The sequence below is a fragment of the Mycobacterium sp. NGS59 genome, assembly GCF_059812345.1.
The window spans coordinates 95,616-113,690 of record NZ_JCALCN010000008.1 but is presented as its reverse complement, the minus strand read 5'-3'; the positions used below and the strand labels follow the sequence as shown (position 1 = coordinate 113,690).

The window sequence follows — 18,075 nt, the reverse complement described above, 5'->3', positions numbered from 1 at the left end:
CATGCGGCTGATACCCGATCAGGACGAACGTGATCTTGCGGCGATGTGCCGCAAGATGCTGGCCGCCGAGTGTCCGGCGACACCGGCTCGCGGGTTGCAGCCACCGGACGGGGACCGCGTCACGCCATCGCTGTGGAAGGCGCTGGGCGAGTCCGGCGTGCTGGGGCTCGCGGTCGAGGAAGCGCTCGGAGGTGCCGGCGGCGGACTCGGTGAACTCGGCGTGTTCAGCGTGGAGGCCGGGCGTGCGTTGTGCCCGATGATCGTGCACAGCAGCATCCATGCCGCGCTCGCCATCGACTGGTTGGGCGGAGGTGACGCCCGGAAAGCGTGGCTGCCGGCGCTGGCGTCCGGCAGCGCCCGCGGGACGGTTGCGTTGTGCAATCCGCGCGACGCGGCCGACCTCACGCCGTCATTACAGGCACGCCGCGACGCCGACGGCCGCTACCGTCTGGACGGCACGGTGGATTTCGTCGCCGACGCCGACCTGGCCGACTTGATTGTCGTCACTGCCGACACCGGCGGCGCCGCACAGGGACTCGTGGTCGACACCTCGTCGTCCGGAATCTCGGCGGAACCCTTGAAAGTGATGGGGGCGCACCCCGTTTTCGCGTTGCGCTTCGAGGACGTGCTGATCGACGACCCCCGCCGAATTCTCGCCGGCGCTGCGGGTCTGACCCAGTCGGACCTGCGCCGGGTGGTCAACGCCACCCTGGCGCTGCTCTGCCTGGATCTGACCGGGGTGGCCGAAGGGGTGCTGCAGCGCACGGTCGACCACACCAAGATGCGTGAGCAGTTCGGGCGTCCCATCGCGTCGTTCCAGGCCGCTCAGCACCTGGTGGCCGACATGCACATCGCGCTGACGGCTGCCCGGCTGGCCGCCCACTCGGCGGTGTGCTGGATCGGCCGCGGCCGCACCGGCACCCGGGAGACAGCGATCGCGCGGATGCACGCAAGTCGGGTCAAGCAGATCACGCTGGATGCCCACCAGTTGCACGGCGGCATGGGTTATGTCGTCGACACCGACCTGCACCTGTTCTCCGAGCGTGCCCGAGTGCTCGCGACCCTGGGAGGCGGCGCCGATATTGCCGCGAGATGGCTTGAGGACGAGATGAATTGGGATGCAACCAGTGACTGACAGTCTCATCGATCCGGAAACCGCCGCGAGCGTCGGCACCGTCGTCGCCACCGCCAGCGGCGAAGTGAACCAGCGGGACTGGCAACGTTGGGCCGCCGCGGTCGATGATCGCAACCCGCTGTGGTTCGACGCCGACCACGCACGCGCGCACGGCTACCGCGACGTGATTTGTCCGCCGTTGTTTCTGCAGTACGCGGTCCTCGGTGTGGCCACACTGGACAACCTGCGCCCAGACGGATCTTCGGGCGCCGTCACCGGCAGCCTGGCCTTCCCGCGGGCGCCAAGGCGGATGGCTGGCGGTGAGAGCACCACGTTCCATCTGCCCGCCTATCATCGGGATCAGGTCGAACTGGTGCGTACCGTCGACGCCATCACCGAAAAGGAGGGCAGGTCAGGCAGGTTCGTGCTGGTGACCTGGCGCAGCGAATACCGCAATCAGCGCGGTGACCTGCTCGCCGAGGCGACCACCTCGATGATCGCGAGGCCCGCATGACCGGACAGCTGTACTACGAGGACATCGAAATCGGTTCTTCGGTAACGCCGTTGACAGTCACGGTGACCGAGACGCAGATGTTCTTCTTCAGCGCCGCGACCTACAACGGGCACCGCATCCACTACGACAAGGCGTGGGCCCGCGACGTCGAAGGTTACGACGACGTACTGGTCCAGGGACCACTGCAGGCGGCGCTGTTGTCGCGTGCCCTGACCGACTGGATCGGTGGTGCCGGGCGGTTGCTGCGTTTCTCGGTGCAGAATCGCGCGATCGCCTACCCCGGGCAGGAGTTGACCTTCGGAGGTGTCGTGACGGGGAAGGGGGAGGGCATCGTGGACCTGGACATCTCCTGTCGACGCGGCGACGAGGTGTTGATGCCCGGCACAGCCAGCGTCTTGTTGCCCCGCAGGAACATTCGGTGAGCGGCCTGCGCGGCGAGGCCGCCATCATAGGCATCGCAGAACTACCGGCGGAGCGGCGCCAGACCCGCCCGGCGTCCTTCACGTTGGATCAGTATGCGTTGCTCGCCAAGCTGGTGATCGAGGATGCCGGCGTGGAACCCACTGTGGTGAACGGACTGTCGTGCCATGGCATCGCCGAGTCGGACATGTTCGCACCGGCGACGCTGTCGGAGTATCTCGGGATCCCGCTGGATTTCGGTGACCGGGTGGACCTGGGCGGTGCGACGGCCGCCGGGATGGTGTGGCGCGCCGCAGCGGCGGTCGAACTGGGCGTGTGCGATGCGGTGCTCGCGGTGGTGCCGGGATCCCTGGAGATCCCCCGCTCGGAGCAACGACCCGGCCGCACGCTGGGCTGGTACGGCGCGTCGAGCAACAACTACGGCTCGCCGCAGGCTGAATTCGAGATCCCGTACGGCAACGTCGGCCAGAACGCCCCGTACGCGCAGATCGCCCAACGCTACGCCGCCGAATACGGTTACGATGCAGCCGCTTTGGCCAGGATCGCGGTGCAGCAACGGACCAATGCCTGCGCCCACCCCGGCGCGGTGTTCCACGGCAAACCGCTCACCGTCGACGACGTCTTGACCAGTCCGGTCATCGCCGACCCAATCCACATGCTGGAGACCGTGATGCGGGTTCAGGGCGGGGCCGGCGTGCTGGTGGCCAACGCCGAGATAGCGCGCCGCGCCCGCCACCGGCCGGTCTGGATCAAAGGCTTCGGCGAACACATCCGGTTCAAGACCCCCACTTACGCCGACGATCTCATGCGCACGCCGATCGCCCGTGCCGCCGAAAAAGCCTTCGCAATGGCGGGACTGGACCGTGCCGACGTCGACGTCGCCTCGATCTACGACTGCTACACCATCACGGTGCTGATGACCCTCGAGGACGCCGGCTTCTGCGGCAAAGGCGAAGGCATGCAATGGTTGACCGAGCACGACCTGACCTTCCGCGGCGACTTTCCGGTCAACACGGCCGGGGGCCAATTGTCGTTCGGGCAGGCCGGCATGGCCGGCGGCATGCATCACGTGGTCGACGGGGCGCGGCAAGTGATGGGCCGCTCCGGCGATGCTCAGGTGCGCGACTGCGACACCGCGTTCGTGACCGGCAACGGCGGCATCATGAGCGAGCAGGTGGCCCTGGTGCTAGGAGGTGACTGACATGAGCCGACCGTTGCCTGAGCCGACACCGGTATCCCAACCGTTCTGGGATGCGTTGCGCGAGCACAAGATACTGATCCAGTACTCGCCGTCGTCGCGCCGGTACGTGTTCTATCCGCGCACACTGGCACCAGGCACCCTGGCCGACGACCTGGAATGGCGCGAGATCGACGGCGCGGGAACGCTGTACACCTACACCGTTGCGCGGCGCCCGACGGGGCCGCCATGGGCTGAGCAGCTGCCGCAGCTGCTCGCCGTCGTGCAATGGGATGCCGGACCGCGGGTCAGCGCCGAGTTGGTGGATGTCGACCCGCAGGACATCCGTATCGGCATGCGGGTTGCGCCCGTCTTCTGTGACGTCCCAGGCCATGAGATCACGCTGTTGCGATACCGGCCGGCCGATGTTTGAGACGGTGCAGCAATTGCTGCGATCGCGGATGGACGACGACACCGTCGCGGTGCGGGACGGGGATCGGACGTGGACCTGGCGCGAGCACCTCGGCGAAGCTGCGGCCGAGGCGTCGGTGCTGCTGGAGCGGCTCGATCCGGCGCGGCCGCTGCATGTCGCTGCGCTGCTGGGCAATTCGCCGGCCATGCTGCGGTCGATGGCCGCGGCTGCGCTCGGCGGGTATGTGCTGTGTGGGATCAACACGACCCGCCGCGGGCAAGGGCTGGCCGCCGACATCAGGAGGTCGGACAGTCAACTGGTGCTCGTCGATACCGAACACCTGGCGTTGCTCGACGGGCTGGATCTGCCCGTCCTGAATGTCGACGGCGCCGAATACCGCGAGGCGGTGACTGCCGCGCAACCCCTTGTGCCGATTCAGGTTTCCGGCGCCGACCCGGTGATGATGATCTTCACCTCCGGCACCAGCGGCGACCCCAAGGCGGTGCGTTTCGCACACGCGATGGCGGTCATGTGCGGCGCCAGCCTGGCCGAGCGGTTCGAGCTGACCGCCGCGGACGTGTGCTATCTCGCGATGCCGCTGTTTCACTCCAACGGTGTCGCGGCCGGGTGGGCCGTTGCCATCAGCGCCGGTGCCGCGATGGTGCCCGCCAGATTCTCCCCGTCACGATTCCTCGCCGACATCCGGGGCTACGGCGTCACCTACATGAACTACGTCGGCAAGCCGCTGGCGCTGGTGCTGGCCACCCCGGAGCGTCCCGACGACGCCCACAACACGCTGCGCGCCGCGTTCGGCAACGAGGCAACCGAGCGTGACCTCGACGAGTTCGCCAGGCGTTTCGGATGCCGGGTGGTGGACAGTTTCGGATCCAGCGAGTTCGCCGTCGTCGTGATGCGTGAGGACGGGACACCGCCGGGTTCCATCGGCAAGGGATATCCGGGTGTCAGCGTGTACCACCCGGAAACCCGGACCGAGTGCGCCGCAGCGGTTTTCGATCAGCACGGTGCGCTGGCCAATTTCGACGACGCCGTCGGTGAACTGGTGAATACTTATGGCGCAGGCGGTTTCAGCGGCTACTACAACGACGCCGCCGCCACCGACGAGCGGATGCGACACGGTATGTACTGGTCGGGTGACCTCGCCTACCGCGACGCCGAGGGCTGGATCTACTTGGCCGGACGCACCGCGGACTGGATGCGAGTGGACGGTGAGAACCTGGCGGCGGGTCCTGTCGAGCGCATCCTGCAGCGCCTGCCGGAGATCAACCACGTTGCGGTGTACGCCGTTCCCGACGAGCGGGTAGGGGATCAGGTGATGGCCGCAATCGTGCTCAACAGCGGAGCGTCGCTGTCTCCCAGCCAGTTCGGCGATTTCCTGGCTGCCCAGCCCGACTTGTCGCCGAAGGCGTGGCCGAGATATGTGCGGATCAACGCCGAGTTGCCGCGCACCGCGACCAACAAGATCCTCAAGCGCGAGCTGATCAGGGATGGCGTGTCTGCCGGGGACGGGGTGCTCTGGGAGCGGGCCGAGCGTGGACGCGAGTACCGCCGCGAGGATGTTGGGTGAATTTCACGATTCCGCAATGAATTTGGAGCCACCACACGGGCTTATGCACAGTTGCAGGTTTATGCACAGGTATGTCGTCGGGGCCGGGGAGTTGTCGGTGCCGGTTCCTAGAATTTGAGGTATGGCAGCGAGCACGCGTGAAGAGATCGTGGAGGTCTTCGATGCACTCGATGCAGATGTGGATCGTTTGTGCGCGTTGTCCTTTGAGGTGTTCACCACCCCGGAGCGGATGCGGGCTCTGGCGCGCCTGGAACGGGCAGCCCGCCAACTGCGCACACCCCAGCACGCGGTGATCAACCAACTCGCCGCCCACGCCGCCGAGGAGGAGTTAGGCGGCAAGCTGCGCAGCGCGTTGGCTGATCGGTTGCGGATCTCTAAAGCCGAAGCCGGCCGGCGCATCGCCGAAGCCAAAGATCTCGGCGCGCGCCGGGCGCTGTCCGGGGAGCCGCTGGGGCCGCTGCTCACCGCGACCGCGACCGCCCAAGGCGCCGGACTCATCGGTGATGAACACATCCGCTTGATCCGCAAATTCCTGGCCCATCTGCCGGACACGGTCGATGCGGGCACCCGGCAGGACGCCGAAGCCGACCTGGTCGACAAGGCCACCCACTTTCGCCCCGAACAAGTGCAGACCTATGCCCAGGAAGTGATGGCCTATTTGCACCCCGACGGCAACTACTCCGAGGAGGAGCGCGCCCGCCGGCGCGGCCTGATGCTGGGCAAGCAGGAGTTCGACGGGATGTCGCGCCTGAGCGGGCTGGTCACCCCGGAACTGCGGGCCGCGATCGAAGCGGCGTGGACGAAGTTGGCCGCACCGGGGATGTGCAACCCGAACGACGAGGCACCGCGCGTGGACGGCGAACCCGACGCCGATGAGGCGCAGCGCGATACCCGCTCGGGACCCCAACGCCAGCACGACGCGCTGCTGGCCGGGCTACGCGCACTGCTGGCCTCCGGGCAGTTGGGCCGCCACCGCGGGCTGCCGGTGACCATCATCGCCACCACCACCGTGGCAGAACTGGAAGCCGCCGCGGGATGGGCGCGCACCGGCGGCGGCTCCCGCCTACCCATGAGTGATCTGATCCGCATGGCCGGCGGCGGCGCCCACCACTATTTGGCGATCTTCGACGGCGCCAAACCCCAAGCCCTCTATCACACCAAACGTTTGGCCTCCCCGGCCCAACGGATCATGCTGTGCGCCAAAGACCTCGGCTGCACCAGACCCGGCTGTGACGCCCCGGCCTACCACAGCGAAGTCCACCACGTCACCGCCTGGCGCCAAACCGGCCGCACCGACATCAACGACCTCACCCTGGCCTGTGGCCCCGATAACAGACTGGCCGAAAAAGGCTGGACCACCCGCACCAACACCCAAGGCCACACCGAATGGATCCCCCCAGCACACCTCGACCACGGCCAACCCAGAATCAACACCTTCCACCACGCCGAGAAACTGCTGATACCCGACGACGACGACGACGAACCCGATTGATCGGGACGGCCTCGATCAGACCGGGCACCTCGTCCCGTACTCGACCTGCCAGTGCTTTATGCCGGTGATGAATGGTGATCGCAGCCGCTCGGGTTCGCCCAGCGAGGTCAGATCCGGCATCGTGTCGGCGATCGCGTTGAACATCAGGTCGATCGTCATGCGGGCCAGATTCGCGCCGATGCAGTAATGCGCGCCGGTGCCGCCGAATCCGACATGGGGATTCGGGAACCGCAGAATGTTGAAGGTGTAGGGGTCGTCGAACACCTCTTCGTCGAAGTTGGCCGAGCGGTAGAACATCACCAGCCGTTGGCCCTTCTTGATCGAGACTCCGCCAACTTCGGTGTCCACCAACGCGGTTCGCTGAAACGCGGTGATCGGCGTCGCCCAACGAATGATCTCGTCGGCCGCGGTGCCCGGTCGCTGGGCCTTGAACAGCTCCCATTGGGCGGGGAAGTCGGTGAACGCCATCATTCCGTGGGTGATCGAATTGCGAGTCGTCTCGTTGCCGGCGATCGCCAACGTCACCACGAACATGCCGAACTCGGCCTCGGATAACCGGTGCCCGTCGGCGTCCGGCTGGATGAGCGTCGTGACGATGTCTGCGCCCGGGTCCTTGGCTCTGCGCTCCGCCAATTGCATGGCATACCACATCATTTCGGCCGCCGATGTCAGCGAATCGTGGTCGGCGAACTCCGGATCGTCGCTGCCGATCATCTGGTTGGACCAGTCGAAAAGCTGTTCGCGGTCTTCCAGCGGAACCCCGAGCAGTCCCGCGATCGCCTGCAGCGGCAACTCGCAGGCGACCTGCCGGACGAAATCGCCCGATCCTTCCGCAGCTGCCCGCGCGGCGATCTGCCGCGCTCGCTCGGTCAGGTCGGCGCGCAGCCGCTCGACGGCGCGGGGGGTGAACCCGCGCGCGACGATCTTGCGCAGTCGGCTGTGCTCGGGGTCGTCCATCATGATCATCGACGTCCGTCCGAGCTCGATCTGGGCCTGCGCCAACTCTTCCGGGTAGCGCGGCACCACCGACTTCTCCGCCGAGGAGAAGACGTCGCTGCGCAGCGATACGTCGCGAACGTCGCGATGCTTGCTCACCACCCAGTAGCCACCGTCGCCGAATCCGCCCCGATCCGGCGGTTGCTCGTTCCACCAGATCGGTGCTGTCGAGCGCAGTTCGGCGAACTCCGCCACCGGCAACCGGTGCGCGTAGATGTCGGGATCGGTGAAATCGAAGCCCGGCGGCAAGTTCGGGGCGGCCATTCAAACCTCCTCGGCGAGGTGCAGAACGCAACGATCAGGCTGATCGTAACGAGGCACCAGCCCCCGGATGCAACAGTTACGCAAGAATCAGGCAAGCGGAGCCCGGCAGGGTGGCGTTCATGAGAGTCACCGCGATAGTGGGAGCCCTGTTGATCGGCGCGCTGGTGGCAGCCAGTCCGGCAAGGGCCGATCCCCGCGCCGAGGTGCAACAGCTGCAGCAGCAGACATCGGATTTGCACGCCAGCTGGGACAGTCTGAGTCCGGCGGAGCGACAGCAGCGGTTGAACCAACTGAGTCAGCAGACGACCATCGTGCAGCGGGGTGTCGACGCCCTGCCCCCGGAGCAGCGGCCGGAGGTTCAGTTGATGCTCAGTCAGGTCGCCATCCAGCTGGCCGACCTGCTCGGCAGATCATGGCCGCGTCAGTAGGTCTTCAATGATGTTGTGCACCAATGAAAAGCGCATCCGGGTCCAGGTGAGTTGCGGCGGCGACGACGATCCGGTCTATCTGGCGCAGCGGGTACAGGGCCGATAAATCCCGAGCCAGTGCCTCGGCGGCGTCGAGGGCGTCGGCCGCCGAGACCAGGCCCTCCGGCTGCGTGCCGTCGAGGGTCTCGATCAGCACATCGATGTTGTGCTGGACCTGCACAGCGGCGCCGGTCACGGCGTCGGCGACCTCGTCGGGGCAGTCGAGGTTTCGGTACTGTTCGCTGCGCCGGGCCAGGACTCGGGCGTAACGATCGCAGGCCGCGAACAACCGAAGCTCGCGCTGGATGCTGCGGCGGCCCGCCAACCCGGCGACACCGGCCAGGAGCGGTTTGGCGGTCGCCCGGTACTGCCGCAGCTTCCGGTCGAGTTGGCGTGCCTGTTCGGTGGGGCTGCCCGCTGCGTCGTGTTCGAACATTATCGCGATGGACGTTTCGATCAGGGCGCACAATGCAGTGAGGAACTCATGGGTGTCGTTGCGGATTGTGGTGCCGATATTGGTGGGCAGCACCAGGATCGCGACGGCGACGCCGATGACCGCCCCGACCGCAGTCTCCTCGATCCGCACCACCAAGACGTCGAGGCTGAACTGGCCCATCAGTCCGTACAGCAGCGCCAGCATCGTGGTGATCCAGAAGGCCATCAGACTCTGGGTGACCTGCATGAAGTAGAACGTGCAGAACAGGCAGACGAAGACCATCACCACCGACCCGACCGTGTTGCCGTCGAAGGCGGTGGCGACCAGCATTCCACAGGGCACGCCCAGCGCCGTGCCCAGCAGGCGCTGCCAACCTTTGGTGAGGGTGTCGCCCCACGTGTTGGTGCCGGCGAAGACCACGAACGCCGCGATCACCGCCCAGTACCAGCGATCCGGTGACACCACGTCGCCGGCGACGATGGCCAGCGACGCCGCGGTGCAGGCCTGGATGGCTTGCCGCGTCGTGGGCAGCAGGCCGCTTCGGGCCGCCTGGACGTCGTCATCGGAATCGTCGTCCGGCTCCGTCGCGGGTCCGGTGGCGTCGGCGGCTTCCTCGATCAGCGACCGCACCTCCGAAGTGGCTGTGGCAGCGCCGATTATCGCCATGGCAAGCCGACGGACGGCAGCGTCGCCGGGCTCTTCTGAGGTGGCGGGCTGGCCGTCGAGCACACCCTGGGCCCGGTCGGCTGCGGCCCGTAGGCCGTCGGGACTGGGAACCCTGATGGCCCAGCCGAGTTCGGAAAGGGCGGCGACGAGTTCGGCGCGGACGGCAGTCGGGATGGCCGGCCCGTGCATGGCGGCCAGCGCCACCCGCTGACCGGCGATCGCCACCCATTCGACGGCGAGTTCGGCGTCGAACAGCCACGGGGCCAAGCGTTCCCCGAGCGAAGTAGCGGCCGGATTGGACTTGTCTTCGAGCCGGTCCTGCACCATCAACGCGGTGTCGTTGAGCCGCGCGATGCGGGTGCGCATCCGGCGTCGGCGTCGCTCGTTGAGCCGGTCCGCCCGCAATACTTCGGCGGTGGCGTCGACCAGGATCGCCATCCGGGCCCGCAGCGAGCGAATGGTGGCTTGTAGCAAACGATCCGGATGGTCGGGCAGCACATAGGTCGTCGTCAGGAAGGTGCACAACGTGCCCACCAGCACGGCGGCGATCATCCACGGCAACTCATGCGGGCCCGCACGTAGATACAGGGCAAAGAAGTAAGCCATGAACGCGACCATGCCCAGTGCCTGTCCACGCGCACCGAACCGGCGGATGTAGACCGCGACGAACACCACTGCCACGAAGACGATGTCGCTGACGAGCTGGTGGCGCGACAGCAGGGCGGCCGCGGTGATGGACAGCGTCGCCGGCACCGGCAGCAACGCCATGGTGATGCGTTGCCGCCGCGGGTCCGGCTCGTTGACCGACCGGGCCGCGACCATGGTGATGACAGCTCCGAGCAGCGCGACGGTCAGGGATTGCCTTGTCGCGGTGGTCAACACGTACATCGCCAGCAGCGAACAACCCAACGCTGTGGTGGCGCGGATGGCCAGTCTGAGGCGAAGCAAGCCGGGATCGGAACCGATCGTCCAGGTTCGTACCCGCTGGAATGTGGCGGCGAGCGTCATCCGCTCAACAACGTTGTGCGCAAAGAGAACTGCTACCCGGCCGGGGTGAACTTGATCGCTACCAGTTTCAGCCGGTCGATCGCCTCGGCGAACTCCTCCCGGGCCGGCACGCGGTCATCGCGGAATTTCAGCCCCATCATCCGCTGCGCCTGCTTGACTCCGTAGGACTGCGCGCAGCGCAGATAGAGGTCGTACGTGGTGCCACGGTCTTCGACGACTTCGCCACGCATCGTGCGGGTCTTGCCGCCGTAGACCACCTGCGCGGGGGCGCCGCCCTTGAAGTTGTACTTCCAGTTGGCGCCGGCCAGCGCATACAGATCGTTGTCGATCACGTGGGCGCTCACCGGGATCGAGAACGATTTTCCCGACTTTCGTCCGGTGAAGTTCAGCACCATCAGCTGCTTGCGCAGCGGCCCCGCGAGCGGAGTGCGTAACAAGGACTTCAACACGGGGTTGACCGCGCGAAGCAAGGGTTCTGGAGGATGTCCGATGTCTACCGCATACGACTGATCTGTCATGTCCACCACCGTAAGTCCATTTGCCGAAAAAGGAACGCCGCGGCGGGGGACGGGCAGGTCGCCGCGGTGGACCGGGACTTGATTGATGTTCTTCTCCGGGATGTAGTGGTCCTGAACGGCGCGCGTGCTCAGACCATCTCGTTCTTGGTGAGCCAGCGCATCACCGGCCAGCCGAGGAACACCGGTAGCCAGCAGGTGAGCACCCGGTACAGCAACACCGAGGGCACCCCGATCGCCGCGGGAACGCCGAAGGCGGCGAGCCCACCGATGAGCGCCGCCTCGACGGCGCCGACCCCGCCGGGTGTGGGGGCGGCCGATGCAAGGGTCCCGCCCACCATCGTCACCACCGTGACGGTGACGAACGTCGTGCCGCCACCGAATGCTTCGACGCTGGCCCACAAAGCCAGTGCCGCGCCGAGAGTTGTTCCGGCACTGCCCAATACGATCAGCGCGAAGCGTCTCGGCTCCTTGGCGAGCTCGACGAGGTCGTTGGTCACCTCTTTGAGTTTCGGCCGTAGTTCGGTGGCCAGCCAGCGCCGCAGGTTGGGCACGAACAAGAAGGTGCCGACGATGCCCAGCGCGACGCCGGCGATCAGGTACAGCACAGTGGCATCCGGGACGAAATGCGAGAGGTCCGTCGACGTCCCGGCCACCGCGCTGAACATGATCAGCAGCGCGACGTGGACGATCACCTGCACGGCTTGTTGAAGCGCGACCGCGGCGGTGGCCCGCAGCGCGGTCAGCCCACCCTTCTGCAGGAAGCGGGTACTGAGGGCAAGCCCACCCACTCCGGCCGGGGTGGTGGTGGCCGCAAAGGTGTTGGCTATCTGGACGATTGTCAACTTCCAGAAACCCACCAACCCGTCCGCGCAGGCCCACAACGCGGCGGCCGCACCGACGTAGGTCAGCGCCGACACCGCCAGGCCCAGCAGCGCCCACGACCAGTTGGCGTGACTGAGTTCGGAGAAGAACGTCGGCGCGGTGCTGAGGAAGGGGTACGCGACATAGACCAGCGCCCCGATCAGGACCAGTTGAATGACCTGGCCACGGGTGAACCTGGTGATCGTCTCGTCTTTGATCTGATCGGCACCCGTCTGGCGTTTCACCTCCGCCCGGGCTTCGGAGATGACGCCCTTCGGGTTGGCGACCGACTGCCGGATGCGTTTCGGCACAGCGGATTTCGTCAGCCTCCGAGAAGCGATGAGGATGGTTTCCTTGCCGAACGTGTCGATCGCGGCGGCCACCGCGGAGTGCGCGTCGTACAACGCCGAGGTCGTCACGAGCAGGTGGGCGATGTCGGACTGCAGTTGGGCGTCGGTGGCACCGTATTCGGCCGAACCGAAACCGCCGAACAGCACGGAGCCGTCGGCGACGGTGATCTCGTTGCAGCGCAGGTCTCCGTGGGAGATCTGGTGATCGTTGAGGACTCGCAGGGATTCCCACGCTTTTGCGACCGGCGTCTGGCCGGCACATTCGTCCAGCGGCACCCCTCGGACGGGCTTGTGCGCGTAGAGCGTCCAGCCGCGGTCGAGTGCGGCCAGCGCGATGGTCGCGGTGTTGGCAACGCCGATGTCCCCGATGGCGATGGCCATCAGCGCGCGATGCTCGACGGCGCGGCGCAGCGAGGTCTGCAGCGGTGCCGTCTCGGATCCGCGCAGCCGCAACTTCCACCACAGTTGCCGCAGGGCGCCACCGCTGCGTTGATGAGGCCCGTACAGCTCGACCGCCGCTCTGGCTTCGGGATCGGTGGATTCCGCGGACAGCACCAGAGGACCGGGCCCGCCCGGCCGGACCACCAGCAGCCTGGACACCAGGAAGCCACGCTTGGCCATCGCGCGGACCGCACCCTCCAGCGGCACCTCCAGGGCGGGGGTCCCCACGACCAGCACCACGAACGCGCCGACGAACCAGCCCACCGCCAGCCCGACCACCGCGCGCGCCGGGACGATGGCGCTGACGACGAGGTGAATCGGTACGAACGCCAGCAGCAGTCCCCACCACCAGTGCCGCCAGCGGGCCGGTAGCCAGGGCCCCGACACGGTCAGCACCGCGGAGAGCATCGCGATCCAGCGCGGGTCGTCGAGGAACTGCTCTGGCAGCGAACTGAGTTTGTCGGACAGGTCGAAGTGCCAGCGCGGCGCGGCGATGCGGTTGCTGCTGATGGACAGCGGGAGAACGGCCATCAGCGCGGCGGCGCCGTATGCGCCGAGCAGCTTCCATTGGCGCGAGACGATCAGGCCGATCAGGATCACGAACGGCAGCGCCAGGATCGCGATGCCATAGACCAGGTACACCAGGTCGGACTGGGTCTGGGTCAGCACTCCGACGATTTGGGAGATGGATTTCTCCAGCGCCACCCACCGAGGACGGGTGATCAGCGAACTGGTCACCACTGCCACCAGCGCGACGGCCGCCAGCGCCAGCCGGATGATGTCGTTGGTGCGCCGGGTCATCGGTTGCAGCAAGCTGCCGGACACCGTGATGTCGCGTCCGTCAACTCGCATGTCCATAGATCCTTCGGCTGCGCCGTGTCTCTTAGCGGCCCGCACACAACTTAACCGGAGTCATGCGTCATGGGGCTGATGGACACCGGCGACGCGCTGTGATCAATCGCGAAGCCGGGGTGCGCATCTGCGCAGGCTGAGGCGTTCTAATGTCGAGTGTCGACAACGGAAGGGCGCGGACGTGGCGAGGACAGACGACGACAGCTGGGAAATCACCGAAAGCGTGGGAGCTACTGCGTTGGGGGTGGCCGCGGCCCGCGCGGCGGAAACGGAGAGCGACGATCCGCTGATCAGCGATCCGTTCGCACGGGTATTCCTGGACGCTGTCGGCGATGGCGTGTGGAACTGGTTCGCCGGACCAGATCTGCCCGAGAAGGTTCTCGAGGCCGAACCCGAACTGCGGACCCGGATGGGGTCGATGAGAGGCTACATGGCCTCTCGCACAGCCTTTTTCGACACCTTCTTCACCGATGCCGCCGGATCGGGGATCGATCAGGTGGTGATATTGGCCGCGGGATTGGATTCGCGGGCCTGGCGGTTGGCGTGGCCGGATGGCACGACCGTCTACGAGCTCGACCAACCGAAGGTACTGGACTTCAAGGCCTCGACACTGGCCGAACATGGTGCGTCGCCCACCTGCCAGCGGGTCGCTGTCGCGGTGGACCTACGCCAGGATTGGCCGGCCGCACTGCAACAGGCCGGGTTCGATCCTTCGCGACCCAGTGCCTGGTCGGTGGAAGGGCTGCTGCCCTACCTGCCGGCGACTGCCCACGAGCTACTGTTCGACCGTATCCAGGGGCTCAGTGCGGCCGGTAGCCGGATCGCGGTGGAGGCGCCCGGCCCGGACTGGATGGACCCGGAAGTGCGTGCGCGACGCCGCGACCGGATGGATCGCCTGCGCGTCTTGCTGGCCGAAGTCGAACCGCAGCGCGAGATCCCGAGAACCGACGAGTTGTGGTATTTCGAGGAACGCGAGGACGTGGGCGGCTGGTTGGGCCGGCACGGCTGGGATGCGACGGTGACGCCGGCGCAAGAGTTGATGGCCGGCTATGGGCGCGGAGTGCCTGCCGGGGTCGAGGACACCACCCCGCGCACTGTGTTCGTCAACGCCCTGCGACGGCCGTGACGGAGCCGACGCGGTGGACCCTGGCCGACGGCCGCGATCTCCTTTTCTTCGCGCTGCCCTCGCACGTTCCCGCGCCGGTACCCGATCGCCGGCCACTGCCTGGCCGCGACCCGGCCCCATCGCAACTGCGGTACGACCGGACCACCGGCCAGTGGGTGATCGTTGCCGCACAGCGGCAGGACCGCACCTATAAGCCGCCGGCCGAATCGTGTCCGCTGTGCCCGGGCGAGACCGGGATGACCAGCGAGGTCCCGGCCGCCGACTACGACGTGGTCGTGTTTGAGAATCGGTTTCCCAGCCTCTGCGGCGTCGGGCCCGTCGCACCACCGCAGGAACCCGGGTTCGTCTCTGCGCCGGGGCACGGCCGCTGCGAGGTGATCTGCTTCTCCGCCGAACACACCGGATCCTTCGCGGACCTGGACCCGGCCCACGCCCGGCTGGTGGTCGAGGCGTGGCGGCACCGCACCGCCGAGTTGATGGCGCGGCCCGGGATCGAGCAGGTGTTCTGCTTCGAGAACCGCGGCGAGGAGATCGGGGTGACCCTGACCCATCCGCACGGCCAGATCTACGCCTACCCCTATCTGACCCCCCGCACCGACACCATGCTGAGGCAAGCCCGCCTGCACCGGAAACTGAACGGCGACAACCTGTTTGCGCACCTGCTGGCGGCCGAGTTGGCGGACGGCAGTCGCGTCGTCGCTCGCGACGAACTGTTCACCGCGTTCGTGCCGTTCGCCGCACGCTGGCCGGTAGAGGTGCACATTTACCCAAATCGGTTGTTGCGCAACCTTACTGACTTCAGTGCCGCAGAGTTGGACGGGTTCGCCCGGATTTATCTGGACATGCTGCGCAGGTTTGACCGGATGTATTCGGCGCCGCTGCCGTACATGTCGGCGCTGCACCAGTACACCGATGCGCAACAGGACGGCTATTTCCACGTCGAGTTGATGTCGATTCGGCGCAGCGCCACCAAACTGAAGTATCTGGCGTCCGCCGAGTCGGCGATGGGTGCCTTCATCGGCGACGTCATCCCGGAGACGGTGGCCGCACGATTGCGGGAATCAGGCGCATGACCGTCCGTTACGCCGCGCCGGGGCGGGTCAACCTGATCGGCGAGCACACCGACTACAACCTGGGGTTCGCGCTGCCGATCGCGTTGCCGCAGCGTACCGTCGCCGCGTTCGCACCTGAGCGCACCGACGCGGTCACCGTGACCAGCGATCGTGCGCAGGGCGCGGTTCGGATCCCGCTGGACACCGAGCCGGGCGAGGTGGCGGGTTGGGCCGCCTATGTCGCGGGGGCGATCTGGGCGCTTCGGTCGGCCGGCCACGTGCTTCCCGGCGGGACGATGTCGATAACCAGCGACGTCGAAAGCGGTTCGGGCTTGGCCTCTTCGGCCGCGCTGGTGTGCGCGGTCCTCGGCGCGGTGGGTGCGGCCGCGGGCGTCGATCTCGGCGCCACCGAGTTGGCCAGGGTGGCGCAGCGGGCAGAGAACGACTACATCGGTGCCCCAACGGGTTTGCTCGATCAGTTGGCGGTGCTGCAGGGCAGGCCGAAAACCGCGCTACAGATCGATTTCCGGGATATCAGCGTCCAACCGGTACCGTTCGACCCCGACGCTTCGGGTGTCACGCTGCTGCTCATCGACTCCCGGTCCCGGCACCGACACGTCGACGGAGAGTATGCGGCGCGACGGGCGGCGTGCGAACGGGCGGCCAGGGACCTGGGTGCGTCGTCGCTGCGCGTCGTCCAGGACCGCGGCTTAGCGGCGCTGGATGCGGTGATCGATCCGATCGATGCGCGACGTGCCCGTCACGTGCTGACCGAGAACGACCGGGTGCTGGAATTCATTGCCGCACTGAGTGATTCGGACTTGATTCGGGCCGGACAGATCATGACCGCCTCCCAGCGGTCGATGCGCGACGACTTCGGCATCACCACCGAGCACATCGATCTGCTGGCTGACAGCGCACTGCACGCGGGTGCGCTCGGTGCCCGGATGACCGGGGGCGGTTTCGGAGGCACCGTGATCGCGCTGGCGCCTGCCGACCGAGCGCCGGTGGTCGCGGACGCGGTGCGACGGGCGGCTGCCGACGCCGGCTACCCGGAACCGGCGATTCGCCGGACTTTCGCCGCGGGGGGTGCGGGCCGATGCTGACGATCCGTTCTTTCGGCCGGCGTCAGCAATCGATTCGGATCCACCACGGCGGCGTGCTGATGTCCAGACGTGTACTCGTGCGGTACCCGGACCACGTCGGTACACCGGACGGTTGGCCGCGGTAGATACCCCGGGCGGCGGCGACAACCCGGCTGCGTTGGGTCGGCCATTGGATCTCGCTTGCGATCTGTTCCAACAGATTCCGGTCGCGCCCCAGGACGCGGTCGATGATATCGACGGCGGGCAATGCGCCGCTCTTGTCGCCATTACAGCGCGCGCACGCCAGCACCAGGTTGGCCAAACCGTCGATGCCGACCAGTGACCAAGGCAGCACATGGTCGATCGGGTTGCTCGCCGGCAGGTCGGCGCCGCAGTAGAAACAGCGGGCACCGAAAGCATCCTTGAGGGGTTCGCGGACCATCGCCAAAGCTGTTCGCTCGCGGCCGAAGAGGTGACCCGCGACGTCGGGAACCTCGGCATCCAAGAACTTGTTCATGCGCCGTACGTCCTCGACCCACATCATCTCCAGTGCGGGCTTGAGTAGCCCCGCGAGCCGTGCCAGGCCGTAGGCCACGCCGGGGCGCAGTTCTATCGAGTCGCCGTGGGCCCGCAGCGTCGACCGGGATACCTGGTCGTGCAGGAACGAGTCGTCGTAGAGGAACGAGTCGCTGCATGATGCTCCGGGCAATCGTTGCAGTCGGTGCAGCGGTTGCTGGGCCAGACACAGCGCGATCTTGTCGATCGTCTCCTGGTAGACCTCGGGGACTCTCGTCATCGCTACTTCCAGCGCCAAGCCGCTTCCGCCGGCCCCGGAAGCTGACCGCAAGTGATTGGTAGCCATCAGGATTCGTGCTTTCGAACCGTGGACCTGCCGTAGTTCATGCCCGTCGAACGGCCGGACCTGTCGCCAGTAGATCTGCAGCACCCGGTGGGCCAGGTCCGGGATCGAAACCCGCAGCGCCCGGTCGGGATGGTCGGGAAGGTTCTCGATGCTGAAGTCGACGAGCGCCATCAGGGTGGCGAGCTTGTAGGTCGCGCTACGCAGACCCGTTTCCAGAATCGCGACGACGCGCTGTCCCAGCAGTAGCGGGTCCATGCCTTGCTCTGTCATTGCGTCGCTCGCGTCGGTGCCTGGTGTCTCGGCCATGGTACGGGGCCAAGAACTCCGCCTGTGGACAAGTTGCCCACTGTGGATGACTCCGTCGTGCGCGGCGGATT

16 protein-coding genes are annotated in these 18,075 nt (G+C 66.8%); 11 read left to right on the top strand and 5 right to left on the bottom strand.

Going from position 1 to position 18,075, the window contains the following annotated elements:
* The first annotated feature begins 1 nt into the window (after position 1).
* The 7 genes from AC5Y46_RS11870 (at position 2) to AC5Y46_RS11840 (ending at position 6,714) form a co-directional block, all read left to right on the top strand.
* Positions 2–1,135 carry an acyl-CoA dehydrogenase family protein gene (locus AC5Y46_RS11870; protein WP_499944338.1) on the top strand — a complete coding sequence of 378 codons (1,134 nt, stop codon included), beginning with the start codon at positions 2–4 and terminating at the stop codon, positions 1,133–1,135.
* Positions 1,128–1,628: a MaoC family dehydratase gene (locus tag AC5Y46_RS11865; RefSeq protein ID WP_499944339.1), complete on the top strand. Its 501-nt coding sequence runs from the start codon at positions 1,128–1,130 to the stop codon at positions 1,626–1,628. Before AC5Y46_RS11870 ends, AC5Y46_RS11865 begins: the two co-directional genes overlap by 8 nt.
* Positions 1,625–2,050 (top strand): MaoC/PaaZ C-terminal domain-containing protein, encoded by a 426-nt coding sequence (locus tag AC5Y46_RS11860; RefSeq protein ID WP_499944340.1) that lies wholly within the window; start codon positions 1,625–1,627, stop codon positions 2,048–2,050. The genes AC5Y46_RS11865 and AC5Y46_RS11860 overlap by 4 nt, the downstream gene beginning before the upstream one ends.
* Entirely contained in the window at positions 2,047–3,249 is a 1,203-nt protein-coding gene (locus tag AC5Y46_RS11855; RefSeq protein WP_499944341.1) for a thiolase family protein, read from the top strand. The genes AC5Y46_RS11860 and AC5Y46_RS11855 overlap by 4 nt, the downstream gene beginning before the upstream one ends.
* Before the next feature lies 1 nt (position 3,250).
* Positions 3,251–3,658: a Zn-ribbon domain-containing OB-fold protein gene (locus AC5Y46_RS11850; protein WP_499944342.1), complete on the top strand. Its 408-nt coding sequence runs from the start codon at positions 3,251–3,253 to the stop codon at positions 3,656–3,658.
* Positions 3,651–5,222 carry a fatty-acid--CoA ligase FadD1 gene (gene fadD1, locus AC5Y46_RS11845; RefSeq protein ID WP_499944343.1) on the top strand — a complete coding sequence of 524 codons (1,572 nt, stop codon included), beginning with the start codon at positions 3,651–3,653 and terminating at the stop codon, positions 5,220–5,222. Before AC5Y46_RS11850 ends, fadD1 begins: the two co-directional genes overlap by 8 nt.
* 121 nt (positions 5,223–5,343) lie before the next feature.
* Positions 5,344–6,714: an HNH endonuclease signature motif containing protein gene (locus AC5Y46_RS11840; protein ID WP_499944344.1), complete on the top strand. Its 1,371-nt coding sequence runs from the start codon at positions 5,344–5,346 to the stop codon at positions 6,712–6,714.
* A 15-nt stretch (positions 6,715–6,729) separates the two neighbouring features.
* Here AC5Y46_RS11840 and AC5Y46_RS11835 read toward each other — a convergent pair whose 3' ends face one another.
* A complete protein-coding gene (locus AC5Y46_RS11835; RefSeq protein ID WP_499944345.1) occupies positions 6,730–7,974 on the bottom strand; it encodes a cytochrome P450 in 1,245 nt (414 codons plus the stop codon).
* A gap of 119 nt (positions 7,975–8,093) precedes the next feature.
* On the opposite strand from AC5Y46_RS11835, the gene AC5Y46_RS11830 reads away from it, so the two are divergent.
* The gene (locus AC5Y46_RS11830; protein WP_499944347.1) at positions 8,094–8,402 is read left to right on the top strand and encodes a hypothetical protein; all 309 of its coding nucleotides are present in this window, start codon (positions 8,094–8,096) and stop codon (positions 8,400–8,402) included.
* A gap of 4 nt (positions 8,403–8,406) precedes the next feature.
* Here the strand turns inward: AC5Y46_RS11830 and AC5Y46_RS11825 are convergent, their stop codons facing one another.
* The 3 genes from AC5Y46_RS11825 to AC5Y46_RS11815 all read right to left on the bottom strand — a co-directional run bounded on the left by AC5Y46_RS11825 (position 8,407) and on the right by AC5Y46_RS11815 (position 13,573).
* Positions 8,407–10,551, bottom strand: coding sequence for an FUSC family protein (locus AC5Y46_RS11825; RefSeq protein ID WP_499944348.1), 2,145 nt, complete (start codon positions 10,549–10,551; stop codon positions 8,407–8,409).
* 32 nt (positions 10,552–10,583) lie between these two features.
* A complete protein-coding gene (locus AC5Y46_RS11820) occupies positions 10,584–11,069 on the bottom strand; it encodes a hypothetical protein (RefSeq protein WP_499944349.1) in 486 nt (161 codons plus the stop codon).
* Positions 11,070–11,197: 128 nt separating this feature from the next.
* The gene (locus AC5Y46_RS11815; protein ID WP_499944350.1) at positions 11,198–13,573 is read right to left on the bottom strand and encodes a lysylphosphatidylglycerol synthase transmembrane domain-containing protein; all 2,376 of its coding nucleotides are present in this window, start codon (positions 13,571–13,573) and stop codon (positions 11,198–11,200) included.
* Between the two features lie 181 nt (positions 13,574–13,754).
* On the opposite strand from AC5Y46_RS11815, the gene AC5Y46_RS11810 reads away from it, so the two are divergent.
* Genes AC5Y46_RS11810 through AC5Y46_RS11800 form a run of 3 tightly spaced genes read left to right on the top strand, consistent with a single transcriptional unit; the run spans position 13,755 to position 16,857 of the window.
* Complete coding sequence (locus tag AC5Y46_RS11810) at positions 13,755–14,699, top strand: class I SAM-dependent methyltransferase (RefSeq protein ID WP_499991175.1); 945 nt, start codon at positions 13,755–13,757, stop codon at positions 14,697–14,699.
* Entirely contained in the window at positions 14,696–15,772 is a 1,077-nt protein-coding gene (galT, locus tag AC5Y46_RS11805) for a galactose-1-phosphate uridylyltransferase (protein ID WP_499944352.1), read from the top strand. The genes AC5Y46_RS11810 and galT overlap by 4 nt, the downstream gene beginning before the upstream one ends.
* Positions 15,769–16,857 carry a galactokinase gene (locus AC5Y46_RS11800; protein ID WP_499944353.1) on the top strand — a complete coding sequence of 363 codons (1,089 nt, stop codon included), beginning with the start codon at positions 15,769–15,771 and terminating at the stop codon, positions 16,855–16,857. The genes galT and AC5Y46_RS11800 overlap by 4 nt, the downstream gene beginning before the upstream one ends.
* A gap of 22 nt (positions 16,858–16,879) precedes the next feature.
* On the opposite strand, the gene AC5Y46_RS11795 is transcribed toward AC5Y46_RS11800, so the two are convergent.
* Positions 16,880–17,968, bottom strand: coding sequence for a DUF8808 domain-containing protein (locus AC5Y46_RS11795; RefSeq protein WP_499944354.1), 1,089 nt, complete (start codon positions 17,966–17,968; stop codon positions 16,880–16,882).
* Between the last annotated feature and the right edge of the window lie 107 nt (positions 17,969–18,075).